Consider the following 23,234-nt stretch of genomic DNA (forward strand, 5'->3'; position numbering starts at 1 on the left):
ATCAGGAAGCCTTGCCTTTGGGGGCTGAATCACTGTGGCGATCATCATTCAGGATCAACTGGCCGGGGCCGCGGAACTGGGCAATGCCTTCATGCTGGGCCAGCAGATAGCCCTTGGCATCAAGCGAGCCAAAAGGCCCTTCTGCCCGCACCCATGAATCGGAGGCAATAATGCCGCGTTTGACATCAATATCGGCTACAGGGCTGTGCATCATCAGGCCATCATCGCGGTACAGGGTTACTTCTCCGGTTAGGTCGAGAATCTGTGCGTGCTGCATGTAAACGCCTTTTTCCGATTCAACCCAAAGCCAGCTTCCGCCCTGCGTGAGCAGATCAGCCTTGGGGCGGATCAGATCCATACGGTTGTCATTGACCTGATGCGCACTGTCCGCCGTAATCATAAAGGGGCGGTTGTGTTCATCTACCCCGCGATACGTAGCGCCTATCAGGTTGCCGCTTTCAATCTTAACCTTGGCCAGTTCCTTAATGGTGGTTTGGTTGGCGCTTAGCAGCCTGTCTACTTCGGGCCATACGGCAATGGTGGCCAGCAGCAGCAAAGCCGTGGCAGGCAGCACCCATTTGGCCCAGCGCAGCATAGTGCGGCGGCGCGCCAGCTTGGCGGCATCCGGGAGTTTGCGCAACTGGGCGGAAGGTGCAAGCCGTTCGCGCTGGCGGCGCGTGGTTTCTTCCGAGCGGGCAAAATCGGCCCGTTGCGGGCGTTTGTCTTCCGGGCTGGTCATCCAACCCCGGCTCGGATCAGGTCATGCACATGCACAACGCCTATGGGTTTACGGTCATCATCCAGCACAAACAGGGATGTAATGGGCCTTTTGCGCTCGTTCATCAGCCGCAGGGCTTCAGATGCAAAAATTCCCGGCCCTATGGTTAGCGGTGAATCGTTCATGACATCTTTCGCCAGCGTGGTCGTCAGATCGTGATCAAGCGCGCGGCGCAGGTCACCATCCGTGATCAGCCCCGCCAAGGTGCCATTCTGGCCCAGAATGGCTACGCATCCTAGCGCCTTGTGCGTCATTTCCACAATAACGTCCCGCATGGGGGTATTGGGGGTGGCCAGTGGCATGGCGTTATCTGTGCGCATCAGTTCCCGCACGGTGCGCAGGCGTGCGCCAAGGCGGCCGCCGGGGTGGTAGGTGCCAAAATCCGTGGCGGTAAAACCACGTTGGCGTAGCAGGGCCACGGCCAAGGCATCACCAAATGCAAGTTGGGTAAGGGTGCTGGTGGTGGGGGCCAGCCCCATCGGGCAGGATTCTGGCAAAGATGGCAGCGTAAGCGCCACTGTGGCCGCAGAAGCCAAGGTGGAATGTGCACGGCTGGTTACGGCCAGCAGTGGCAGGCCCGAGCGGCGGGCGTGGGCGGCAATGTCTCCCAGTTCCGTTGTTTCACCGGAATTGGAAAAAGCCAGAACGGCATCACCTTTTTGCACCATTCCCAGATCACCGTGAGAGGCTTCTGCCGGGTGCACAAATATGGCGGGCGTGCCTGTGCTGGCCAATGTAGCCTGCACCTTGCGGGCAATATGGCCGGATTTGCCAATGCCGGTTACAACTACCCGGCCCGGCAGCGCCAGAATTATCTCTACCGCTTCAGCAAAGGCACCACCCAACCCAACGGGGTTTTCCAGTGCTTCTGCCAGTGCATCCAGCCCTGCACGTTCCGTACGTACAACGTCAGCCGCCTCTACGCCGGGGGAAGAGGAAGCCTGCGAGCTGATATGGGTGGACATGTTCATGCCGAGCCGATCCGGTTGATCAGAAAAAAGAATGCAGGAGCGCGTGCTTACGCGCGGTGAGAGAAAATATCCGGGTCTTCATAGCCCAGCAGATCCAGACGTGCGCGGGCGGGCAGGAAGTCATAGCATGCCTGTGCCAGTTCCCGCCGGCCTTCACGATCCAGCAGGGCGGACATTTTATCCCACAATGCGTGCAGATACAGCACATCAGATGCAGCATAAGCCAACTGTTCGGGCTTCAGTTCCAGCGCGCCCCAGTCTGATGTCTGCTGCTGTTTGCTGAGTTCTACCCCCAGCATATCCCGGCACAGGGCGGCAAGGCCGTGGCGGTCTGTAAAGGTGCGCACAAGGCGGGCGGCAATTTTGGTGCACACCACCGGGCTTACGGTAATGCCCAGCGCGTGCTGCAGGATGGCAACGTCAAACCGTGCAAAATGCATGATCTTGGTAATGGAGGGATCAGCCATCACACGCTTGAGGTTGGGACAATCATACCCTTTGCCCCCAAGGGAGGTGGGGATGATCTGTACCAGATGCGCTGTGCCATCACCGGCAGAAAGCTGCACAAGGCACAGTCTATCCCGATGCGGGTTCAGGCCCATTGTTTCCGTATCCACGGCCACGGACCCGGTAAAGGTCACGTTGTCTGGAAGATCGTTCCGGTGCAGTGTAATGGCACCTTCGGATGGGGCAGAGGTCATAACCCGCTCCTGCGTGTTCTGTTGCTGTATGCTGTTGTGTTTCAGACCGATACAGCCGGCGTGATGGAATGTCCATTCCTGCACGCTGTGTATGGCGCTGTTATGGCGGGGCCGCACATTTATATGCGGGATAGGCGCAGGCAGGCGGAATGCGCTAGAAGGGCCTTATCTGTTACACTCTATAATAACCCGGAACTGTGTGTTTATGCGTCAACCTCGTCATGGCCGTTCTGCGCGGCGCCCTCGTGTTTCTTCTGCTGGTGGGCGGGAAGGCGCGCCTTCGGCTCCGGCGGGCACATGCTGGCTGTTTGGCACGCACGCAGTGGCCGCCGCCCTTAATAATCCGCGCCGTGTATATGAACGCCTGCTGGTAACGGAAGAAAACCACCCGGCATTGGAAGAAGCCACACGTTCTGGCCGAAATGTGCGCGTAACCCCGGAACTGGTGCAACGCCAACGGCTGGATGATCTGTTAGGGCCAGATGCGGTGCATCAGGGTGTGGCGTTGCTGGCACGTATATTGCCCCCCATGCCGCTGGATGAAGCGCTGGAACGCCCCGGCCCGGTGCTGGTGCTGGATCAGGTAACAGACCCACGCAACATTGGGGCTATTTTACGCTCGGCTGCGGCATTTGGTGCGGCCTGCCTTGTGGTGCAGGACAGAAACGCGCCCGAAGAAACGGCTGTGCTGGCCAAGGCCGCATCTGGCGCGTTGGAAACCGTGCCTATGGTGCGTGAGGTCAACCTCTCCCGCGCGATTGAGCAGTTGCAAAAAGCGGGCTGCTGGACGGTAGGGCTGGATGCAGGCGGCACCACGCTGGATGGCGCAAGTTTTGATGGCCGCCGCGTGGCCTTGGTGTTGGGGGCGGAAGGCAAGGGCCTGCGCCGCCTAACGCGGGAAAGCTGTGATGAAATTGCCGGGCTTTACATGCCCGGAGAAATGGAAAGCCTGAACGTATCTGTAGCGGCCGCCGTGGGGCTTTATGAGTTGATGCGCCGTGGCATGCCCAGCGCGTACCAAAAAGCCGCAGCAAAAAAGCCAACGTAATAGCCAATATCGGCCCCGCCCAGCCAGCGCGCTACGGGGCCGGTGTAAAGGCTGCTGGTTGAAAACAGCGCAATGGTCAGCACGGATACAACGGCAAAAATAGTAGCTCCACGTGTCCAACCCGGTGGAATGGGGTGCACTGTGCGGTCTCCAAAATACCAATCTGCCAGCACAATGCCGATCCATGGGGCAATCCAGTACATGGTTACCAGCAGGTAATCTGTATAAAGCGTGGTGTAACGGCCTGCACCGGCCACAGCCAGCACATAACCAAGGCTGGCTGTAAGAATGGCTGCGGCAATACGCGGTACATGCAGGCCAGCGGAAATAAGGCTGTAGCTGGCAGTATTATCGTTAAACGAATTGCCGGTAATGGATGAAAGCGCAATAGCCCCAAGAGCCACAGCCCCAAGTGGCCCCATAGCCTGCTGGAGCGAGGCAATAACCGCTGTGGGTGATGCCTCCGCCACAGACCCGGCAGAAATAAGCCCCAAAATCTGGAACGGAATGGCAGAACCCAAAAGCCCTGCCAGCGCCAGCAACACCACCTTTTTGGAGCTGGTATTGGCGGGCAGATACCGCGTGTAATCTGAGGAATACGAAGCCCAGGACAAATTGAAGCTGACCAACACGCCAGTTGCCAACAAAAAGGTGGAAAAACTGACGGCATGATGCACCGCCAGAGGAGCCTGCCCTTTTATGGCAAACACAACGCCAATAAGCGTAAACACCACGAGCAGCACTGTGCCCAGATATTTCTGCAAGGCCTGCACCACATGGTGCCCGTAAATGGAAGCCACCATCTGAATACTGGCCAGTATGCCCAAAGCCAGCCAGAACGGCATGGAAAGCCCAGCCAAAAGCAGCAGCGCCATAAGGGCTGTAGCGGCGGGCACGTTATTAACCGCATCCCACCCCACGCAATAAATCCAGTTTAGAAACGCCGGAGGGCGCAGGCCTTTTTGCCCCAAGGCCCGACGAGAAGCCTCCATTTGTGTTAGCCCGGTTTTGGGGCCAATGGCGGCGGCAAGGGCTACAGGTAATGCGCCAATAATGTTGCCAACAATAATGGCGGCCACACCTGTACGAAAATCCAGCCCCATGCCCGTAAGCAACGCCCCGGTTACCCAGCCGCCGGGGCCAAGATTGGGGGAAAAATGGCTCCAGAACACCCGGTCGGTCGGCATGGTTTTTAGCGGCGCCGGAACGGGTTCTCTTACAGATGCGGCGGAAAGATCCTCCATCAGGCCACCAGTTTGGGGGGCTGAAGGGGGTGTCTGTATCATGGATAGCGTGTTCCTGTGGCGAGGGGGCGTGGTGGGGGTGGCGCTACAGTATCATGAAAGATCAGGTTCGGGCATGGACCCAGCGGCCCCTGTGGGCTGATTGTTGTAATAGAACTCTGCCACCCGGATGGGGAGCAGATCCATAAAGCGGGAGCCCGCCACCAGCCATAGCGGAAAAGTAATGCGCCGCTCATTCCGGCTCAGCCCACGCAAAATGCGGCGGCACGCACTGTTAACATCTGTAAGACCCGGCATGGGAAAGGCGTTTTTGGCCACCATAGGGGTATCTAAAAACCCGCACACAACAGAGCTTAATAAGATACCAGCCTTTTTGGCATCACCACCCGTGGCCACCATAAACCTGTCCACTGCCGCTTTGGCTGCGGAATAAGAGGGCGTGCCGGGATAAGATACCACGCCCGCAACGGAAGAAATGGCGCAAATACGCCCGCGCATGCCATCGGCTCCGCGCGGTTGATACTGCATGACATCCAGCGCAGGCAGCACGGTGTTGAGCACGCCCATCATGTCTGTTTCAAAAATACGATAAACCTGTGCCGCGGGTTCATACGGTGCGCCATCGGGCGTTTGCGGTTTGCGGGTGCCGCCCGTTATGCCTGCACAGGCCAAAACCAGATCCAGCCCATTTGTGCTGCGTATCCATGTCTCCATTTCTGCACGGTTTGCCACATCACCAATATGCAAATGCACGGAGGCCCCTCGGCTAATGCAGGCTTTGGCAGTTTCTTTCAGCCGTTGTACGTTGCGGCCGCCCAGATAAAGGGTGCGCCCAGGCCGGGCCAGCGTTTGGGCCAGTGTTTGCCCAAGGCCGGAGGATGCGCCAGTAATCAGAACGGTATCATGCTTCATCTTACAGATCGGCCTTTGCTTATGGTGGTTATGGCATAGCATGGCGGCTTCTGGCATGAAGGCGCAAGACGGATAGACAGAACACGCAGGGAAGGCAGCATGGCGCATAACGCACAGAGTCACCATAACGGAGCAGAACAGCGGCGCGGTGTGTGCCTGGTTATTTCTGCGCCATCTGGGGCGGGTAAGTCCACCATTGCCAATGCACTGCGTGCTTCGGAGCCTGCGCTCAAGCATTCGGTTTCCGTTACCACCCGCCAGCCAAGGCCGGGGGAAAAGGAAGGCGTGCATTACCACTTCCGCACCATGGAAAATTTTGAGCACATGGCCGCCAACGGGGAACTGCTGGAATGGGCCACCGTGTTTGGCCGTGGGTACGGCACCCCCCGTGCGCCGGTGGAAGCCGCATTGGCCGCCGGGCACGATATGGTGTTTGACATAGACTGGCAGGGCCACCAGCAAATCCGCCGCGCGCTGCCCGATGATGTGGTGAGCCTGTTTGTGCTGCCGCCATCATTAGAGGAACTGGAACGCCGCTTGCGTGGTCGGGCATCAGACCACCCGGATGAAATTGCCCGCCGCATGGCTGCCGCACGGGATGAAATCTCGCATTGGCAGGAGTTTGATCACGTTATTATCAATACGGATCTGGATCGTGCCATTACAGAAGCGCGCGCTGTGCTGGTGGCGGCACGCTTGCAAACCCGCAGGCGCACAGGGCTTTTAGATTTTGTTGCCAGTTTTGGAGCCTGAACAGCATGGATTTTTCTGCCATTACCGTGCTGTGCTTGGGTGATGTCATGCTGGACCGTTTTTTATACGGCAGCATGGATCGGATTTCGCCCGAAGCCCCGGTGCCTGTGTTGTTGCTCGATTCCCGGCGGGAAATGCCCGGAGGGGCCGGTAATGTGGCCAGCAACATTATCTCGCTTGGGGGGCAGGCCATTCTGGTGGGGCTGAGCGGTCAGGATGAGGCCGGAGCCTGCCTGCGCACCACGTTGGCGGAAAAAAAACGGCTGGTGGATGCTACAGTGCAAAGTGCGGCCCGGCCCACAATTTGCAAAACGCGCTTTATTGCCGCGCATCAGCAGGTTGTGCGGGTGGATGAAGAAAGCCACGCGCCAATGGCGGAACCCGAGCAAGAAGCCCTGTGCCGCCAGATTGATGCACATATCGGGGGCTGTCAGGCAGTGGTGGTGTCTGATTACGGTAAAGGTGTGTGCAGCCCAATCGTGCTGTCTCATCTGTTCCGTGTGGCGCGGCAAGCTGGCGTGCCTGTTTTTGTAGACCCCAAATCCACCGATTACACACTTTACAAAGGTGCCACCTGCATTACCCCCAACGCCAAGGAGCTGGCCGCAGCCTCTGGCATGCCGGTGGATACCGCAGCGCACGTAGAGGCTGCCGCCAGTAAGGTGATGGCGCAGGCCGATGCGCAGGCTATTTTGGCCACCCGCTCTGAAAAAGGCATGATGCTGGTACGGCGCGAGGGCGAGGTGCTGGCGGTGCCTGCCCGTGCGCGGGAAGTGTTTGATGTTTCCGGCGCGGGAGATACCGTTATTGCCACTATGGCGTTGGCTGTTGGTGCGGGTATGTCGTTCGAGCAAGGCATGCGCGTTGCCAATGCGGCGGCTGGCGTGGTGGTGGGCAAGCTGGGCACGGCCACGGCTGATATTCAGGAAGTTCTGCACGAGCTGGAAGAACAATCCGGCCCGGATGAAGTGCCCCACCTGATGCCATTAGGGGTCGCTTGCGCACAGGTGGCGCGCTGGCAGGCACGCGGCCTGCGTGTGGGCTTTACCAACGGATGTTTTGATATCATCCACCCCGGCCATATCAGCTTGCTGGCAGAAGCCCGGAGCGCGTGTGACAGGCTGGTGGTGGCGTTGAACACAGATGCCAGCGTCCGCCGCCTGAAAGGTGAAACACGGCCTGTTAATTCACTGGAATCTCGCGCGGCTGTTATGGCGGCTATCCGTTATGTAGATGCCGTGGTGGCGTTTGATGAAGATACGCCGCTGGAGCTTATCCGCGCCCTTATGCCAGATGTGCTGGTAAAAGGGGCGGATTACCGGCCCGAACAGGTTGTGGGGGCGGATATTGTGCAGGCCGCAGGGGGCAAGCTGGTACTGGCCAATTTGCAGCAAGGGCATTCCACCACATCTACAATCGGGCGGATTCGCAAGGCATGACAGTGCATGACCTGCTCGGCGCAGAAAATCTGCCGCTTATTGCCGTGCGCAATCGCTTTGCGCGTTGGCTGTTTGATGATGCCTTGCCTTTCTGGGCCAGCACAGGGTGCGATGGCACGCCCCAAAACCCGGCGGCCTTGGGGGCGCAGGAGTGTCTGACCTTACAGGGCACGCCAGCCTTGCCGCCATACAAGCGTGTAAGGGTGCAGGCGCGGCAGCTTTTTGTGTTTTCTTGGGCTGCGTTAAAAGGCTGGCAGCCAGCGGCGCAACGGGCGGAAAGTCTTTTCAGGTTTCTGCTCAATGCCCATAGGCCAGATGGCGGATGGGTTAAGCTTCTGGCGCGTGATGGCGCGGTGCTGGATGACAGTGCAGATTTGTACGATATCGCTTTCGTGCTGTTTGCACTGGCATGGTATGGCCGGGTGGAACGCACAGGCCGGGCAGTAGAATTGGCGCGGCAAACGCTTGCGTGGCTGGGGCAGGCTATGGCGCTGCCAAACGGCGGGTTTATGAATGCCCTGCCTGCCGATGGTGCATGGCGGCAGCAAAACCCCCATATGCACTTGCTGGAAGCTGTTCTTGCCCTGCATGAAACCACAGGTGATGCCGCAGATCTGGCGCAGGCCCATGCGTTATATGCGCTATTCAGCCAATACTTTATGGATGAACGCACCGGCACATTGGGCGAATATTTTGGGCCAGACTGGCAACCCGCCACAGGGCCAGAAGGCCAGTGGTGCGAGCCGGGGCATCATTTTGAATGGGTTTGGCTGTTGCAGGCTTATGCCCGCCAAAGTGGTGTAGATACTACCGCGCAGGCCGCACGCTTATACCATTTTGCACATCAATATGGTGTAGATACCCAAACAGCATTGGTGCGCGATGCCTTTGCGCGGAACGGGCAGGTGCTTAAACCCACCTTCCGCCTTTGGGTGCAAGGCGAGGCCTTGCGTGGTGCGCTGTGCCATGATCCGCAGGATCAAGCAGGTTGGGCTACGCGCATGGCCACTAATCTGCTTGATCGGTATTTTACGGGCTGCCCCACGGGCACATGGCTGGATCAACTGGACGCACAGGGCGTGCCTGCCGTTACGCAAATACCAAGTAGCTCGCTTTATCATATTGTAACGGCGTATGATGCGTTAGATCAGGCAGCACGGGCCTACGTGCCACCGGCCTAAAAAACGCTGTGCGGAAATGTGCGTGTAAGCAGGACGTAGCAGCGCGAATCTGATACAAGCGGTGTTGTGAGCATGACAACAACAGATACCCCCAGCCAGAAGGACGAAAGCCTTCTGGCCCTTACCCTTCGGCAGCCCCCGGCCAATGTGGAGGCCGAACAGGCGCTGCTTGGCGCGTTGCTGACCAACAACCGCGCCTATGATCGTGTTTCGGACTTTTTGGCCGGTGAGCATTTTGCCAACCGCGTGAATGGCCAGATTTATGAAGCCATTGCCCGGCGCATAGAAAACGGCCAGTTGGCAGACCCCGTTACCATGCGGGCCGAGCTGGAGCATTCCGGCATTTTGGCCAGTGTGGGCGGTATGGCCTATATGGCCAAGCTGCTGTCCTCTATGGTCGGGATTATCAACGCCGGGGATTACGGCCGCACCATTCATGATGCATGGATCCGCCGCCAGCTCATTGATATTGGTGAAAACGTGGTGAACAGCGCGTTTGGCACCACCATGGGCCTTTCCGGGCAGGATCAGATTGAGGCAGGGGAAGAAGCCCTGTTCAAACTGGCAACGGAAAAAGGCAATGAAGGGGATTTTGTTTCCTTCAACAAGGCGCTGAGCGGGGCTATTTCTGTTGCAGCCCAAGCCTTCCAGAATGAAGGCCACGTTACAGGCCTGACATCTGGCTTGCGCGATCTGGATAAAAAAACAGGTGGGCTGCATCCATCGGACTTGCTGATTCTGGCCGGGCGTCCTGCTATGGGGAAAACGGCGCTGGCAACTAAAATGGCCTTTTCCGCCGCACGCGCCATTATGGATGATGCCGAGGAAACAGGAGAAAAGCCCAAAGGGGCGGTGGCTATTTTCTCGCTCGAAATGTCGGCAGAGCAGTTGGCCACCCGTATTTTGTCTGAACAGGCCGAGGTTTCGGGCGAGCGTATCCGCCGTGGTGATATTGGGCAGAAGGAGTTTGACCGCTTTGTGCGTGTCAGCCACGAACTGGCCCGTCTGCCGTTGGTGATTGATGATACGCCAGCTATTTCCCTTTCCGCCATGCGCACGCGCTGCCGTAGGTTAAAGCGTACGCAGGGCCTGTGCCTTGTGGTGGTGGATTACCTCCAGCTTATGCGGCCATCTGTTGGCACCCGTCCAGAAAGCCGTGTGTTGGAAATTTCCATGATCACGCAGGGGCTTAAAGCCATTGCCAAGGAACTGGAAGTGCCAGTTATTGCGCTTTCCCAGCTTTCCCGTCAGGTGGAAAGCCGAGAAGACAAGCGGCCCATGCTGTCGGATTTGCGTGAATCCGGATCTATTGAGCAGGACGCCGATGCGGTGATGTTTGTGTACCGTGATGAATATTACCTGCAACAGCGTATGCCCAAGGAAACAGCTTTTGAATCTATGGAGAAATACTCCGTGGCGATGGATGAATGGCAGCGCAAGATGAGCTTGGTGCATAACAAAGCCGAACTTATTTTGGAAAAGCAGCGTCATGGCCCCACGGGTACCATCAATCTGTTTTTCGAAGGCGAATACACGCGCTTTGCAGATTTGGATACCATTCATCAGGATCATTGAACCTGTTAAAAAGGCCCCGCATGCTGGGGCCTTTTTAGTAAAAACTTTCTAATATCCACGTAACTTTAAAAAGTTCTCACGCTTGTTGTGTGGTGGCGTATGTGCCACTGCACGAACGTAGAGATATATTGCGCCAGCGTTTTTCCTAAAACACAACGTGGCAGGGTTTCTGCGGGCCATACAGGTGGCCCGCAGGAATAGAGTGGCCTTGTTAAACGGTTATCAGGTTTTGCCGCACCGTAACCGGGATCTTGTTTTCCTGAAACGCCTTCCAGATTTCAAAAAGAGCAGCACTGCGCACAACTTTTATGTCTGTGCCATTTGCGGCCTTGGCAGATCCAATCAGCAGGGCAGAGCCATCAGATACAGAAGACATGCTGACACTTGGCTGCACGCTTTCATCCACATCCTTGCACGCGGCCAGAGTGCGAGCCATGACATCCATGGCTTTATCCAGATCAGATGCAAATGGCAGGTTAAGTTCTATGGTAAACACACCGGGCTTTTGTGCCCGTGTAGCGTTTTTAACCGCCGAGGTAATAAACTGCGAGTTAGGGACAATCATGGTGGATTTGTCCTCTAGCCGGATATCGGTAGAGCGTACGCTAATGCGTTCCACCGTGCCGGTAACGCCCGCAATAGTAACAACATCCCCAATGGAAACCGGGCGTTCGGCCATAAGGATAATGCCAGAAACAAAGTTTTGCACAATGGATTGCAAGCCAAAGCCAATGCCCACAGAAAGCGCGCTAACAACCCATGTCATGCTTTTAACGGTAACGCCCAGCACCGCCAGCATGCTAAGGCCAACTAAAATCCATGCTGCATAGCTTAGAATACTCAGGATAGAGGCCTGCGCCCCGATATCCAACCGTGTGGTGGGGAAAAACCTTTGCTTGAACCAAGATTTTAAAATGTTGATGGTGTAATAGCCTACCACCGGCAACACAGCGCACAGCAAAATGGCATCCAGAGAGATGTGGGAACCATCGGTGCTGGCCTGACCATGAAACAGCCAGTAAAGCTGGTGCCATATCTGCTGTGGGTCAAACCCATCGCCGCTGGTGGCAACGGCATAAGCCACGGCCAATAACAGCACATTTACAATACCGGGCACCACCACACACATCTGGTTTACAAGCCGCGGGGGCAGGCCCAGTTCTACCAAATGCCGCCCCAAAGGTGCACTGGCCGGAAAAAGCGTGCTGGCCATAGCCGTAACCAAAAGAGAAAGCAGCAAAAGGCCCGTCATGCTGATAGCCATCATGCTTATCCATGAGATGATGGTATAAGCCAGCGGAATGTAGCCAGAAAAAACAGCCAACCAGCAGATAATGGAAATACCCATAGCCAGACTGATTAAAAACTGAGTGCGGGAAGGTTGGCTGAGGGTATCTTCTGTTTGATCGGAAATGCGCAATTCCCGCGGAATGGCAAATAGTAGGGGGCTTACAGCCAACACATACAGGCCATCCATTAATTGTACGGACAGCATGGAAATGCCGCTTTGCGTATCAATATAACGCAGGAACCCGCGCATAATAAGCGCGCCTGCCAACCAGAGCGGAAACAGCCGTAAATTACGCGCAATGGCGTCCGATATCGGAAAGATACGCCATTCCGGATGGCGCGAAAGCAGGCAAAACCCCAGTTCAATCACAAGCCCGCAAAGCGGAAACTGCGCGCCCATCATACTGCCAAGCGTGCTTAAATCTTCATCCAGCGCAGAGTTATCAAAGGCTAGAACGCTCCACACAATCTGAAAGGAAAAGCCCCAAGCCAGCAGGCTGAGCACACCACAAATAAGAGTTGCAATAATGGGGCGGATACGCCCCGCAGGCAAAAAACGCACCACCACCCGGCGGATAATCCCGTGTGAGAAAAACCACCCCACCAGAAGCAAAGCGGAAAGTGCTATGCCACCCAGAGAAATAAAAATGCGCTTGCCAGCAAAAGCTACCCCCAGCACCCCCAGGGCTTCACCCCCTAGAGCGCTGAACCGCGTGGCGTCTGCATGGAAATGATTGGTAAACTGAGACCAGAAGTTGACCCCAAGCGGTGAAGGAAAGCGCTGCCACAAGGTGGCTTGCTGTATGGCAGTGCCATGTTGGCGCAGTTCACTTACAAGCTGTTGGGCTTCTACCTGATACAGCTTAAGCCGCGTCATGCGGGAATTGATATCCTGCTGCTTTTTGAGCAGAAGCGTGCGCTGCTCGGTAATGGAGGCTGGTTCTGCAGGGTCATCCTTGCCCGGTGGTTTGCCCAGAATATCCAGAAAGTTCTGATAAACCGCCTGATAGGGTTTTAGGCGGGCTTGCAGGGTATCTGTTTGCGTGGCCACAGCATTGGCGCGGCGCAGCAGGGTGGCAAGCTCTGTTGTGCTTTGGCCGTTGCTTCTTTCCTGCTGGCTGCTTTGGTAAATGGCGCTTATTTCTGTGCCAATACTTTCCAGCGTGCTGTTACTAACAATATCCGCAGCATTGGTAATAAGGGTTGTTGGGGCCGGTGCTGTAACTGGTGCATTTTCTGTATCTGCTGCCAGAAGGGGGGAGCTGGTGCCAAAAAGCACGGCACCCTGCGTGAGTACAAAGCACGATAGAAAAAAAGAACAGAACCGCTTCAAACGCATCAGAAAACCTTGTGTTTCAGGTGTCTGGAAAAAATAACCCTTATGTCCGTAACGTAGCGGCGCAAGAGGGGGTTGCGCCACTTTTAAGCAAGCAGCGAGGTGTTATAAGGAGAGTATGTGCAAGTTTCTGTTTTGTGCAGGCAGCATATATGCTGTGCACATTCCAACAGGCAAACCCCTGCCATCAGTAGCGGCAGGGGTGAAAATCAACTTATCGGAAAAGCGGTGGGGTTAGTCGTCATCACCAGTTTTTAGGTGATCATGATACCCGTATTTTTCCCACTGAGCGGCTGTGGTCAGATGCTTTGGTTCGCTGGAGCTGAACATGCCACAGGCGGATAGTCCCAAGGTGCAGGCTAGCAGCAGAACCGCGCGTTTCATCTTACCGAATATCCCTTACCCGTTTTGTCTGCTTTTTCTATCTCATTGCAGGGCAGCGCGGGCAAGTGGAGATTGCAGCCAAGTATGATTAACGCCGCAATTCCATGCTGATGGGCCCTTCACGCCGCCCGTGTGTGAACTGATCTACATACGGGTTGCCGCTGTTCATGAGGGAAGATGCCGCGCCCTGCCAGATCAACTTGCCTTTGTAGAGCATGGCGGCTTCATCCCCAATGCGTTGGGCAGAGGCCATATCATGCGTAATGGCAATGGCGGTGGAGCCCAGTTTTTTCACGCAATCTACAATCAGCCCATCAATGACCGCGCCCATAATGGGGTCTAGCCCAGTGGTGGGTTCATCAAAAAACAGAATATTCGGCTGGGCGGCAATGGCGCGGGCCAGGCCCACCCGCTTTTGCATGCCGCCAGAAAGTTCGGAGGGGTATAAATCCCCTACAGAAGGATCAAGCCCCACCTGCGCCAGAATGGTGCCTGCATGGTTGCGGGCATTCTTGCGGGTGATCTTATGCAGGGCCAGTAGCCCGAAGGTAACGTTTTCCCATACGGTCAAACTGTCAAACAGCGCGGCGTTCTGGAAGAGCATGCCAATTTCGCTGCGCAGTTTTTCACGCCGTTTTTCCGGAGCGGCCAGAACGTTTTCGCCATCAATTTCAATAATGCCGGAATCTGGCGTAATCAGCCCCAGAATACAGCGCAGCAGCACGGATTTGCCCGAGCCAGATCCGCCGATAACAACAAAGGATGTGCCTTGCGCAACATCCATGGAAACACCATCCAACACCTTTTTGGTGCCGAAGGATTTGTGCAGGTCTCGAATACGGATTTTAGGCGTGGTGCCTGTCATGGTCTGGCTCATTGTGAAAAGAACAGGTCTGTCAGCAGGTAATCAAAGGCCAGCAGCATGATGGAGGCCGCCACCACCGCGGCTGTTGTGGCAGAGCCCACACCTTCTGCCCCGCCTTTGCTGTTGTAGCCGTAATAGCAGCCCATCAGCGCAATAAGGAACCCAAACAGCGCCGCTTTTACCAACCCCACCGTGACATCAATGGCCTTAAGAGAGTTGAGCGTGGCTGTAATGTAAGCAGGGGCAGAAAAGCCCAGCTTCACCACAGCTACAGTAAAGCCACCCGCAACGCCCAGTATGTCTGCCACCAACACCAGCAGGGGCAGGGCAATCAGCCCGGCCAGCAGACGTGGGGCAACCAGATACTTCATGGGGTTGGTGGAAAGGGTTGTAAGCGCGTCTATCTGGTCTGTTACGCGCATGGTGCCAATTTGGGCAGCCATGGCGGCACCTACGCGGCCCGCTACCATAAGGCCCGCCAGCACAGGCCCCAGTTCACGCGTAACGGCCAGCACCACAATACCGGCAATAGCGCTTTGGGCGTGGTATTGTGCAAACCCGGTATAGGATTGCAGCGCAATTACCCCGCCAGAAAATAGCGCCGTAAGGGCTACAACAGGCAGAGAGAAAAAGCCCGTTTCTAAAAAAGTGGATAAAAATACCCGGCCGTAAAACGGGGGGCGCACAATGTGCGAAAGCCCAGAAGCCGCAAACAGGGCCAAAGCCCCCGCCGCGCGAATAAGGGAAAGTGTAGCGCGGCCAAGGCGGGCCACAAGATCAAGCACCATGTCCATGAGTGTGGACTGTCCGTTCCTGCTGAAGTGTGAAAAGGCAGTTCCAGAGCCGTAACCTGTGCGGGCGGGTTCGTCAAAGCATCGTTGTGTGGTGGGGCTGGGGGATGGTGGTCTTGCAATAATAAATATTTGTTTAAATTTATGAACAGAGGTGGCAAACACCCCCCTGCCATTTTGCACAATGGCACTCTATAGGGGTGTTCAATTATGGATGATGTTTCCCGTTCTGTTTTTGTATTTGGGTCTCCTTGCACCACCAATTACGGCAAGCTTGTCTTTCTGCCCGATGGGCAGCTTTACGGGTATCGGCACGAAAACGAACATACATGGCGTATGGATGGAGAGGAGCTGTGCCTGCTGAATATGCAGGGGCAGGTGAGCAGCCGGTATCATCGAACGGGAAACGGGTGGGCTGGCACGGTAGAAGGCCGCAGATACCCCCTGTATCTTAACACCCTGATAACAACAAACACGTGTGAAACACCGGGCCTGCCGCCCGTTATGGTCAACACCATTCCCAAGGCAGGCACGTATTATGTGGAAGCTGCGTTAAAGGCGGCAGGCTGTCCTTCCCACCGCCTGCATCTGGGCGGAGAGGATGTGGTGGATGATTACCGTGGCCTGCCGGATGAACGTGTGCACATTATGCCCGAAAGCGTGCGGCTGTATTGCCCGCTGGATCTGGTAACAGCCACGCTGCAAGGTGGGCACGTTGTGGCGCATTGTGATTTTCAGCACGTAATAGACCATGTGCGCAGCCAAGGCGTTGTGGTGCTTTCTGTTGTGCGGAACCTGCGTGATATCATGAAAAGCATGTTCCGCTTTTTGCTATACATGATCCCGCCTGAGCCAGATGATTTTCTGGGCCAATTCTGGCGTGAGCAGGAAGGCGATGCCCGCGTGGCGGCCTTTTTAGCTGTAGAGCATGAACGTGGGCTGGAGCATGTGCGCCAGATGGCCCGCATGATGCTTGCTGATACATCGCCCCAAAGTATTGTGCTGCGTTATGAAAGTCTGAAGCAGGGTGATTTGCAGCCGCATAATATTGAAAAATTGCAGGCCATCAATCCAGAGTTCACGCAGCGCCTGTCTGCCGCGTTTGTGCAGACATATGGTGCACGCACCCCAACATTTTCGGGCAAGGTTCGGCAGCAGCCAGACCCGTGGTGTGATGTGTTTGAGGCGTATTTTCATAAATCCGGCATGGCCGATCTGAACGCGCAATTGGGCTACGCATAAAAAAACAGTTTCCGCGAGCCCTTGAGTTTGTTCCCGTTTTATTCCACATCAAGGGCATGAACTGGATAGCACAAGAGCTTGCCTGATGGCTAAAAAACCTTCCCGCACCTATGTTTGCACCAACTGTGGCGCTGTACATGCCAAATGGGCAGGGCAGTGCGATGCCTGCGGTGAATGGAACACGCTGGAAGAAATGGCTGTAGAACCCTTGGCCGCATCCTCTGCCGCAGTGCGTGGTGGCAAGGGGCGGCGCGTGGCGCTACAGGCGCTGGAAGGGGAGATCAAACTTCCACCGCGCACCCAAACAGGTATTGCAGAGCTTGATCGGGTTTTAGGCGGTGGCCTTGTGCCTGCCTCTGTTGTGCTTGTGGGGGGAGACCCCGGCATAGGCAAATCCACCCTGCTGCTTCAGGCCGCCAGCAAACTGGCAGGCAAGGGCGAGCGAGTGCTATATATTTCTGGTGAAGAAGCGGTAGATCAGATCCGCCTGCGGGCGCAACGCTTAGGTGTGGCCGGGGCTAAGCTGGATCTGGCAGCATCTATTAACGTGGCAGATATTGTGGCCACGCTGGAAGCCGAACCCGATGTCCGGGCGGTGGTGATTGATTCTATCCAAACCATGTGGCTAGAAACCATAGATAGCGCACCCGGCACGGTCTCTCAGGTGCGGGCCTGTGCGTTTGAGCTGATACGCGCGGCCAAGCGCCGGGGTTTCAGCCTTATTCTGGTGGGGCATGTCACCAAGGAAGGTGCGCTGGCAGGCCCGCGTGTGTTGGAGCACATGGTAGATGCCGTGATGTATTTTGAAGGCGATAGAGGCCACCAGTTTCGTATTTTACGTGCGGCCAAAAACCGCTACGGCGCAACAGATGAAATTGGCGTGTTTGCCATGACAGATCGCGGGCTGGAGGAAGTCAGCAACCCATCTGCTCTGTTTCTGGCTGAACGGCGGGGTAATATTGCTGGGTCTGCCGTGTTTGCCGGGCTAGAGGGCACGCGCCCCGTTTTGTTGGAAGTGCAGGCGCTACTGGCCCCTAAAAGTGGAGATGGCGCACCACGCCGCGCCGTGGTGGGGTGGGATACAGGCCGCCTTTCTATGTTGCTGGCTGTGCTGGAAACACGCTGCGGGCTCAAACTTTCTGGTATGGACGTGTATCTGAACGTAGCTGGGGGTTTGAAAGTGGCGGAACCTGCGGCAGATCTGGCCGTGGCAGCGGCTCTGGTTTCTGCCGCCAGCGGCGTGTCCACCAGCCCCGGAGAGGTTTATTTTGGCGAGGTAGGTCTTTCTGGCGAAGTGCGGCAGGTGGCGCAGGCCGATGCCCGTTTGAAGGAAGCCGCCAAGCTGGGGTTCGACCGTGCCGTGTTGCCCCGGCGCATTGCACGCGGTAATACGCGCTCTCGGCCGCCGGAGGGGCTGCATCTGCGTGAAATCGGCCATATTTCCGATCTGGTGAGCGCGGAAATGGAAGCCGAGTGAAACTGACACGTTGCTTTTTGTAAGATGTATCGATATAGTGCGCGCCATAAAGATGCGGATGTAGTTCAATGGTAGAACGGCAGCTTCCCAAGCTGCATACGAGGGTTCGATTCCCTTCATCCGCTCCAACTTCCCGAAAACAAATAAATCAATAAATTGCGAGCCTCAGCTAGTAGCACGATATACCGTGCTGGTGGTGGTCAGCCGTTGTTCTTCCAATGGATATGAGAAGGTACTTATTTCGCAAAATATGTTCTCTACACAAGATAAATCCTGAACAAGGAACTCTTTTGGGTTCCTTTTTTTGTGGCGATATGGCTGCGCGGAGCTGCTTACGATTACTGCTTTTTAAAGAGTAGATATACGGAGAATGCACAGTACTCGTGTTGAAAATAAACAAATAAGAAATACATTCTGTTACAGTTTTGTTAAACGAGGAGAGAGAAATGAAAAAGACACTTTATATGTGTGTCGCTGTTCTTGGCCTCGGGTTTGTACAGAGTGCTTCTGCAGCCACATGGGATGGTGGTGTCTCAAGACATGTTGAGGTCAAAAACCCGGATCAGCCCGATACAACCAAAGGCGGTGTATGGGATGGTGGGGCAGCCAAGAAGGTAAAGGTGGAAGACCCGGATACGCCGGATACCACCAAAGGTGGTGTGTGGGATGGTGGTATATCTGAACACGTGCCCGTAAAATACCCAAGCATGCCGCAGTAATGTGGGAATGCCCTGTTTTAATGTTGGTGTCATGCGGCCATAAAACATTGGAACAGGGCATGGCTTCTTTGCCCTTCCAGAATGACCAAGTGTTTGCGGCATGGGAATGTGTAAAGCGTTACTTGTTCCGCTTTTTGGTGTGAGAGTAATATATATGTATCATATTATTTAAAGTTTTTTACTAAATAAGAAAATAAATATAAATATATAAAAATATATTCATGACAATAACTGCAATTCTCAAATTTTTAATATAGTATATATGTTATTTTATTTTTAAGACAAAGAATTATACATATCGCGCATAGAATCAAACCACACTAAGAAAGCAGATGTGTGCTCAAGCGCATGTACATTGTGCATGTGGCAAGATAATTTTTTATGAAATTATTGTTTCACATCCGATATGGTAAGCATTCTTTGTTTTGGAATACATGAAAGAAATACAAAATACTCTTTTTATTATTTAACAATACATCTTGATTATACAAAATATAGAAGTAAAAAAGATTCAGATTTTTTTATTATAATCTCTTGAATATCATATATTGTTGTGTGATGATTATAAAAAGAGGTGTGTATATGCAATACATATCTGTCCCGTAACAGATTGCAACAAGGAGATCCTCTACACGTGGCATATCTGATGCAGGATATCATTTTTGTACAGAAACGGCTTTATCGCTTTTTTTGTGCGTGTGCGTCTGGGTTTCAACTTCATGCAGGCGCGGGCTGATGATGAATAATTCCTTTGTCCGGCATGCGCGCTCTCATGCCACTTCAGTGTGCCGTGGGTCTCGCGGGTTTGTTAAGGCAAGCTGTTCTTTGGTAGCGCTTGGTCTGGCTGCTTTTGCCGCTCCAGAGGAAGTGCGGGCAGAACAAACGCTTGTTTCCGTTAAAGGGATCACCCTTCAGGGTGCGCTGGATATTGGTGGGTCTGCTTTTTTCCTGCCCAATACCAACTTTGGCGCAGGGTCTTATGGCACCAAATCTTCCGGCGCTTTAGTGCGGCATAAAAACAGCACATATGGCGAATTTTACGGCAAGCCTATGCTCATGGGGTCTTGGCAAACAGGCTGGGGCTTTACCGTTATTGGCAAGGCATCTGCCATTGGCGCCACCACGTTGGGTGATGGTGATGCGGAAGAAGTTTCGCAAACATCTGGCACGCCGCGTTCCATTTATCTGGAAGAAGCCAATCTGGGCGTAGAAGTGCCGTTAAAGATGGCAGGTGGCAACCAGATTCTTACGGTGCTGGGCGGCAGGCAGGCCTTTGCGGTGGATGATGGCTTCCTGATTGGTAAAGGCACCTACAGCGCGGGTGATAGAGGTGCATGGTGGTATGCACCGCGATATGCGTTTTCTGGCCCCGGTGTGATCAAGCTGGAAGGTGATTCCGTGCGTGGGGATGTCTTTATGTTGGAAAGCAATTCCGACAACGACATTGACCGCGGGTATGACCGCCCCAAAACCAAGTTTGTTGGGTTTGATGTATCTTGGTTCAAGAACAAACCCGGTGGACATGGGGGTTCTACATATGCAGATCGTGCTGCATATGTAACGTTAACCTACTTCCATGTGCGCGATGCAGATGGGTCATCTCATTACGATTATTCCACGCGTGCAGATCGTAACGGCATGAACGTGGCGGCCCTAAGCTGGGGCGGCACGTTGTTTCCCGTTAAGGCGTTGGGAATTTCCAAGAACTTTACGTTCTATGGCAACTTTGTATCCGAGCAGAACAGCCACCCAGGCAATGGCTACAAATCCGTAGAAGCCTACGGCATGTTTTTCGAGCCGGGCTATACGTTTTCCATGCTGCCGTGGAAGCCGCATCTGTTTTATCGGTACACGCGCTTTGGCGGCGGCAAAAATGCCGAAGGTTCGGTTAAGCGCAATTACGATACGTTCTTTTTGTACGATGGTAAGCGCTACACCTATGGCGGTTACTGGCCGGGTGAAATTGTAGGCATGTATCTGGCCCCACTTTCTGATCTGGAAGTGCACCAGTTTGATCTAACAGGCACGCCACCGGTGCACCTGTTTCGTAAAAAGGATGAGCTTAAGCTGGGTGTGCATTTTTACGATCTCTCCTTGCTGTATCCCTCTGGCATGGGGCTGAAGAACGTGGGCCGCCATGTTTCAAACGAAGTGGATTTTACGGCCGAATATATGCTGGATGAAACCACATCAGCCGCTGTTGCCGCAGGCACGGCCTTTAGTGGCCCGGCAGGGCGTGCGCTTTCTCGTGCGGGGGTGCCAACGGGGTATCGTATGCACAATATCGGGCGGCATGCAGGCGTGCTGGAAGCCTATTTTTACAAGCATTTTTAACGAAGATTTCCCAAAACAAAACGTTTTGGGGTAGAAACACTTACAGGATAACAAGAACAAAGGATTTCCTGATGCCCGAACCGACAACCCTCCCTGCGGGAAAACCTGCAGACGGGCTGCGTAATCGCCACATTGCCATGATCGCTTTGGGTGGCACTATTGGGGCTGGTCTGTTTGTTGGCAGTGGCGCTGCCATTGCAGCAACAGGGCCTGCGGTTCTGCTGGCGTTTCTGCTGGTAGGATTTCTGGTTATCCTGGTGATGCGCATGCTGGGGGAAATGGTTGTGGCGGACCCCGGGCGTGGGTCCTTTGTGGAATATATTCGCGCTGCACATGGAGATAAGGTGGGCTTTACCGCTGGGTGGCTTTACTGGTTTTTCTGGGTGGTGGTGTTGGGCAGTGAGGCCATAGCCGGTGCCATTTTGTTACAGGATTGGGTACATCTGCCGGTTTGGCTGCTTTCTATTGTGCTGATTCTTATTCTTAAACTGATCAACTTTGCTGCCCCCCGTGTTTTCGGTGAATGTGAATTCTGGCTTTCTGCCATTAAGGTTTTCAGCATTATCGCCTTTATTGCTATTTCTCTTTTATATGTGGCGCATGTGTTTGGGCCCGGCGTTTCTGTAAAGGAAAACCTGCTGGGGCATGGCGGGCTTTTTCCGCATGGTATTGTGGCGCTCCTTTCTATTATTCCCACCATTTTGTTCACCATGATGGGTTCGGAAATTGCCACAGTGGCAGCGGCTGAATCTCCAGAGCCAGGTAAAAATGTGGCCCGCGTAACCCGCAGCCTTGGCCGCCGTATTACACTGTTTTACGTAGCCGCCGTGGGTATGATCCTGATTGTGGTGCCGTGGACAAACATTGTAGCTGGCAAGTCACCTTTTGTGGCGGCTATGGATGTTATGGGCGTGCCGGGCGCGGGGCTGCTGATGCGCATTGTGGTGCTAAGCGCCATTTTATCCTGCCTGAACTCCGCCATGTATATTACATCGCGTATTCTGACAGAGCTGGCTGCTCAGGGTGATGCCCCGGCGTTTCTGGCGCGGAGTTCGGCTGCTGTTGTGCCGCGTAAGGCCATTATCGTTAGCAGTGTGGCGGGTACGTTGGTGGCTTTCTCATCCATTCTTGCACCGGGCACCATCTTTGCTTTCCTGCTAAGCTGTAGTGGTGGCGTTATTCTGTTGATCTACAGCCTGATTGTAACATCTTACATTGTGACGCGCCGGGCAGCACGGCAGGCTGGCACAGAAGCAGAAAATTACACGTTGCCGCTTTTTCCGCTGTGCAATTACCTTACGCTGGCCGGTGTGGTGCTGGTGTTTGTGGCTATGCTGCTGAACCCATCCGAACGGATGACGGCTCTGGCAACCATGGGCAGCACAGTGGTGTGCTACCTTATGGCCGTTTACTTTGCCACCAATAACAAAAAAGCTGGCTGAACTTTACGTTTAACTGAGTATTCCCGCAGTTTAGGGAATGCTCAGTTTATCCAGATGCAGCGCAAGAGGGTGGCGGCGCCAATGCAGCAGGCCACCCGCCGCAAAAATGGTCATACCGGCTGCGGCAATACCAATTCCAACATTTTTATCAGAAACCAGCGTGCCAATAACAGCACCTACAAACAGGCTGGCAATAGCAGCTAATCTGCGCCATGTGCCAGAATTTGTGCCACCGGCCACTGTGCTGTTATGGGCCAGCCCATGCAGCACCATTGTAGCGGCTGGCAACACCATATCTGGCAGTTTGGCATGGCGTGTGGCAGAAGTTTGCAGCCCCATAGCAAGCGAGAGCATACCCAGCGTAATGTAAATGCCGCCGTTAATGTGCGCACACCATACAAATGCGGCCAGCCCTACAAGGCAGCCAACGCCTAACAGAATGTCACCCACCACAAGGCGCGTATGGCGCTCACGCCGCACCAGGCGGCCACCAATAACGGCCCCCGTAAAGTAGCAGGCAATGGCTTCCAGACCAGAAAGAACAATGGCCTGAGAAGTGGCAATATTAACAGCCATAAGAATAATGGTGGCTGTCATATATCCTGCAAAAATCTTCAGATGCAGTAGGGATATGGCATCCAGCATGCCCATTGCCATTGTTACCAGCAGAATGGCAATAACCAGCTTGGCATCATGTCCCGTACGGGTTGTCATGATTTCTCCTCTAAAGAAAAAGAATGAAAAGAGGGGTT

The 23,234-nt window shown here is 54.6% G+C and carries 21 protein-coding genes and 1 tRNA gene; 12 read left to right on the forward strand and 10 right to left on the reverse strand.

Translation table 11 applies throughout. The features are described from left to right. Nucleotide 1: 1 nt before the first annotated feature. From lptC to DS739_RS03640, 3 genes are read right to left on the reverse strand one after another with little or no spacing between them, the layout of a single operon-like run. Nucleotides 2-739, reverse strand: a complete 738-nt coding sequence (gene lptC / locus DS739_RS03630) for an LPS export ABC transporter periplasmic protein LptC (protein ID WP_019089779.1) — start codon at nucleotides 737-739, stop codon at nucleotides 2-4. Continuing rightward, nucleotides 736-1,749, reverse strand: coding sequence for an SIS domain-containing protein (locus DS739_RS03635; protein WP_006116320.1), 1,014 nt, complete (start codon nucleotides 1,747-1,749; stop codon nucleotides 736-738). The genes lptC and DS739_RS03635 overlap by 4 nt, the downstream gene beginning before the upstream one ends. 47 nt (nucleotides 1,750-1,796) lie before the next feature. Beyond that, nucleotides 1,797-2,450, reverse strand: coding sequence for a ribonuclease D (locus DS739_RS03640; RefSeq protein ID WP_035354091.1), 654 nt, complete (start codon nucleotides 2,448-2,450; stop codon nucleotides 1,797-1,799). A gap of 205 nt (nucleotides 2,451-2,655) precedes the next feature. On the opposite strand from DS739_RS03640, the gene rlmB reads away from it, so the two are divergent. Beyond that, nucleotides 2,656-3,498, forward strand: coding sequence for a 23S rRNA (guanosine(2251)-2'-O)-methyltransferase RlmB (rlmB, locus tag DS739_RS03645; protein ID WP_035354270.1), 843 nt, complete (start codon nucleotides 2,656-2,658; stop codon nucleotides 3,496-3,498). Here the strand turns inward: rlmB and DS739_RS03650 are convergent. Together DS739_RS03650 and DS739_RS03655 are read right to left on the reverse strand one after the other, a co-directional pair. After that, nucleotides 3,432-4,784 carry a cytosine permease gene (locus DS739_RS03650; RefSeq protein ID WP_006116316.1) on the reverse strand — a complete coding sequence of 451 codons (1,353 nt, stop codon included), beginning with the start codon at nucleotides 4,782-4,784 and terminating at the stop codon, nucleotides 3,432-3,434. The two genes, rlmB and DS739_RS03650, sit on opposite strands and share 67 nt — an antisense overlap. Nucleotides 4,785-4,835: 51 nt before the next feature. Further along, nucleotides 4,836-5,654 (reverse strand): SDR family oxidoreductase, encoded by an 819-nt coding sequence (locus DS739_RS03655; protein ID WP_162853397.1) that lies wholly within the window; start codon nucleotides 5,652-5,654, stop codon nucleotides 4,836-4,838. A 99-nt stretch (nucleotides 5,655-5,753) separates the two neighbouring features. Between DS739_RS03655 and gmk the strand changes: the two genes are divergently transcribed. The 4 genes from gmk to DS739_RS03675 all read left to right on the forward strand — a co-directional run bounded on the left by gmk (nucleotide 5,754) and on the right by DS739_RS03675 (nucleotide 10,602). Continuing rightward, entirely contained in the window at nucleotides 5,754-6,407 is a 654-nt protein-coding gene (gmk, locus tag DS739_RS03660) for a guanylate kinase (RefSeq protein WP_006116313.1), read from the forward strand. Nucleotides 6,408-6,412: 5 nt separating this feature from the next. Further along, nucleotides 6,413-7,846 (forward strand): bifunctional D-glycero-beta-D-manno-heptose-7-phosphate kinase/D-glycero-beta-D-manno-heptose 1-phosphate adenylyltransferase HldE, encoded by a 1,434-nt coding sequence (hldE, locus tag DS739_RS03665; RefSeq protein WP_006116312.1) that lies wholly within the window; start codon nucleotides 6,413-6,415, stop codon nucleotides 7,844-7,846. Beyond that, the gene (locus DS739_RS03670; RefSeq protein WP_006116311.1) at nucleotides 7,843-9,027 is read left to right on the forward strand and encodes an AGE family epimerase/isomerase; all 1,185 of its coding nucleotides are present in this window, start codon (nucleotides 7,843-7,845) and stop codon (nucleotides 9,025-9,027) included. Before hldE ends, DS739_RS03670 begins: the two co-directional genes overlap by 4 nt. Before the next feature lie 72 nt (nucleotides 9,028-9,099). Continuing rightward, nucleotides 9,100-10,602 (forward strand): replicative DNA helicase, encoded by a 1,503-nt coding sequence (locus DS739_RS03675; RefSeq protein ID WP_035354090.1) that lies wholly within the window; start codon nucleotides 9,100-9,102, stop codon nucleotides 10,600-10,602. Nucleotides 10,603-10,813: 211 nt separating this feature from the next. Here DS739_RS03675 and DS739_RS03680 read toward each other — a convergent pair whose 3' ends face one another. The 4 genes from DS739_RS03680 to DS739_RS03690 form a co-directional block, all read right to left on the reverse strand. Further along, nucleotides 10,814-13,231 (reverse strand): mechanosensitive ion channel domain-containing protein, encoded by a 2,418-nt coding sequence (locus DS739_RS03680; protein WP_035354089.1) that lies wholly within the window; start codon nucleotides 13,229-13,231, stop codon nucleotides 10,814-10,816. A gap of 231 nt (nucleotides 13,232-13,462) precedes the next feature. Beyond that, nucleotides 13,463-13,612 carry a hypothetical protein gene (locus DS739_RS14265; protein WP_003629136.1) on the reverse strand — a complete coding sequence of 50 codons (150 nt, stop codon included), beginning with the start codon at nucleotides 13,610-13,612 and terminating at the stop codon, nucleotides 13,463-13,465. 88 nt (nucleotides 13,613-13,700) lie between these two features. Further along, complete coding sequence (locus DS739_RS03685; protein WP_006116305.1) at nucleotides 13,701-14,489, reverse strand: ABC transporter ATP-binding protein; 789 nt, start codon at nucleotides 14,487-14,489, stop codon at nucleotides 13,701-13,703. Continuing rightward, the gene (locus tag DS739_RS03690; RefSeq protein ID WP_003629138.1) at nucleotides 14,486-15,271 is read right to left on the reverse strand and encodes an ABC transporter permease; all 786 of its coding nucleotides are present in this window, start codon (nucleotides 15,269-15,271) and stop codon (nucleotides 14,486-14,488) included. The genes DS739_RS03685 and DS739_RS03690 overlap by 4 nt, the downstream gene beginning before the upstream one ends. A gap of 207 nt (nucleotides 15,272-15,478) precedes the next feature. Here DS739_RS03690 and DS739_RS03695 point away from each other — a divergent pair, with 207 nt between their 5' ends. From DS739_RS03695 to DS739_RS03720, 7 genes are all read left to right on the forward strand, one after another. After that, nucleotides 15,479-16,510 (forward strand): hypothetical protein, encoded by a 1,032-nt coding sequence (locus tag DS739_RS03695; protein ID WP_006116303.1) that lies wholly within the window; start codon nucleotides 15,479-15,481, stop codon nucleotides 16,508-16,510. An 85-nt stretch (nucleotides 16,511-16,595) separates the two neighbouring features. Beyond that, complete coding sequence (gene radA, locus DS739_RS03700) at nucleotides 16,596-17,987, forward strand: DNA repair protein RadA (RefSeq protein ID WP_006116301.1); 1,392 nt, start codon at nucleotides 16,596-16,598, stop codon at nucleotides 17,985-17,987. 54 nt (nucleotides 17,988-18,041) lie between these two features. Further along, a tRNA-Gly gene (locus DS739_RS03705) sits at nucleotides 18,042-18,115 on the forward strand. Nucleotides 18,116-18,433: 318 nt separating this feature from the next. Continuing rightward, nucleotides 18,434-18,706, forward strand: coding sequence for a hypothetical protein (locus DS739_RS03710; RefSeq protein WP_035354085.1), 273 nt, complete (start codon nucleotides 18,434-18,436; stop codon nucleotides 18,704-18,706). A 20-nt stretch (nucleotides 18,707-18,726) separates the two neighbouring features. Next, nucleotides 18,727-18,849, forward strand: a complete 123-nt coding sequence (locus DS739_RS14570) for a hypothetical protein (protein ID WP_255411721.1) — start codon at nucleotides 18,727-18,729, stop codon at nucleotides 18,847-18,849. Between the two features lie 595 nt (nucleotides 18,850-19,444). Further along, nucleotides 19,445-21,040: a hypothetical protein gene (locus tag DS739_RS03715; protein WP_035354083.1), complete on the forward strand. Its 1,596-nt coding sequence runs from the start codon at nucleotides 19,445-19,447 to the stop codon at nucleotides 21,038-21,040. 71 nt (nucleotides 21,041-21,111) lie between these two features. Next, nucleotides 21,112-22,482 carry an amino acid permease gene (locus DS739_RS03720; RefSeq protein WP_006116298.1) on the forward strand — a complete coding sequence of 457 codons (1,371 nt, stop codon included), beginning with the start codon at nucleotides 21,112-21,114 and terminating at the stop codon, nucleotides 22,480-22,482. Between the two features lie 30 nt (nucleotides 22,483-22,512). On the opposite strand, the gene DS739_RS03725 is transcribed toward DS739_RS03720, so the two are convergent. Then, nucleotides 22,513-23,196 (reverse strand): YoaK family protein, encoded by a 684-nt coding sequence (locus DS739_RS03725; protein WP_006116297.1) that lies wholly within the window; start codon nucleotides 23,194-23,196, stop codon nucleotides 22,513-22,515. Nucleotides 23,197-23,234: the final 38 nt, after the last annotated feature.

Origin of the sequence: Acetobacter sp. JWB, assembly GCF_003323795.1 — a bacterium.
Taxonomy (GTDB): Bacteria; Pseudomonadota; Alphaproteobacteria; order Acetobacterales; family Acetobacteraceae; genus Acetobacter; species Acetobacter oryzifermentans.

Coding starts and splice junctions, on each gene's coding strand:
- lptC (WP_019089779.1), bottom strand. CDS start 739: ATGACCAGCCCGGAAGACAAACGCCCGCAACGGGCCGATTTTGCCCGC.
- DS739_RS03635 (WP_006116320.1), bottom strand. CDS start 1,749: ATGAACATGTCCACCCATATCAGCTCGCAGGCTTCCTCTTCCCCCGGC.
- DS739_RS03640 (WP_035354091.1), bottom strand. CDS start 2,450: ATGACCTCTGCCCCATCCGAAGGTGCCATTACACTGCACCGGAACGAT.
- rlmB (WP_035354270.1), top strand. CDS start 2,656: ATGCGTCAACCTCGTCATGGCCGTTCTGCGCGGCGCCCTCGTGTTTCT.
- DS739_RS03650 (WP_006116316.1), bottom strand. CDS start 4,784: ATGATACAGACACCCCCTTCAGCCCCCCAAACTGGTGGCCTGATGGAG.
- DS739_RS03655 (WP_162853397.1), bottom strand. CDS start 5,654: ATGAAGCATGATACCGTTCTGATTACTGGCGCATCCTCCGGCCTTGGG.
- gmk (WP_006116313.1), top strand. CDS start 5,754: ATGGCGCATAACGCACAGAGTCACCATAACGGAGCAGAACAGCGGCGC.
- hldE (WP_006116312.1), top strand. CDS start 6,413: ATGGATTTTTCTGCCATTACCGTGCTGTGCTTGGGTGATGTCATGCTG.
- DS739_RS03670 (WP_006116311.1), top strand. CDS start 7,843: ATGACAGTGCATGACCTGCTCGGCGCAGAAAATCTGCCGCTTATTGCC.
- DS739_RS03675 (WP_035354090.1), top strand. CDS start 9,100: ATGACAACAACAGATACCCCCAGCCAGAAGGACGAAAGCCTTCTGGCC.
- DS739_RS03680 (WP_035354089.1), bottom strand. CDS start 13,231: ATGCGTTTGAAGCGGTTCTGTTCTTTTTTTCTATCGTGCTTTGTACTC.
- DS739_RS14265 (WP_003629136.1), bottom strand. CDS start 13,612: ATGAAACGCGCGGTTCTGCTGCTAGCCTGCACCTTGGGACTATCCGCC.
- DS739_RS03685 (WP_006116305.1), bottom strand. CDS start 14,489: ATGAGCCAGACCATGACAGGCACCACGCCTAAAATCCGTATTCGAGAC.
- DS739_RS03690 (WP_003629138.1), bottom strand. CDS start 15,271: ATGGACATGGTGCTTGATCTTGTGGCCCGCCTTGGCCGCGCTACACTT.
- DS739_RS03695 (WP_006116303.1), top strand. CDS start 15,479: ATGGATGATGTTTCCCGTTCTGTTTTTGTATTTGGGTCTCCTTGCACC.
- radA (WP_006116301.1), top strand. CDS start 16,596: ATGGCTAAAAAACCTTCCCGCACCTATGTTTGCACCAACTGTGGCGCT.
- DS739_RS03710 (WP_035354085.1), top strand. CDS start 18,434: ATGAAAAAGACACTTTATATGTGTGTCGCTGTTCTTGGCCTCGGGTTT.
- DS739_RS14570 (WP_255411721.1), top strand. CDS start 18,727: ATGTTGGTGTCATGCGGCCATAAAACATTGGAACAGGGCATGGCTTCT.
- DS739_RS03715 (WP_035354083.1), top strand. CDS start 19,445: ATGAATAATTCCTTTGTCCGGCATGCGCGCTCTCATGCCACTTCAGTG.
- DS739_RS03720 (WP_006116298.1), top strand. CDS start 21,112: ATGCCCGAACCGACAACCCTCCCTGCGGGAAAACCTGCAGACGGGCTG.
- DS739_RS03725 (WP_006116297.1), bottom strand. CDS start 23,196: ATGACAACCCGTACGGGACATGATGCCAAGCTGGTTATTGCCATTCTG.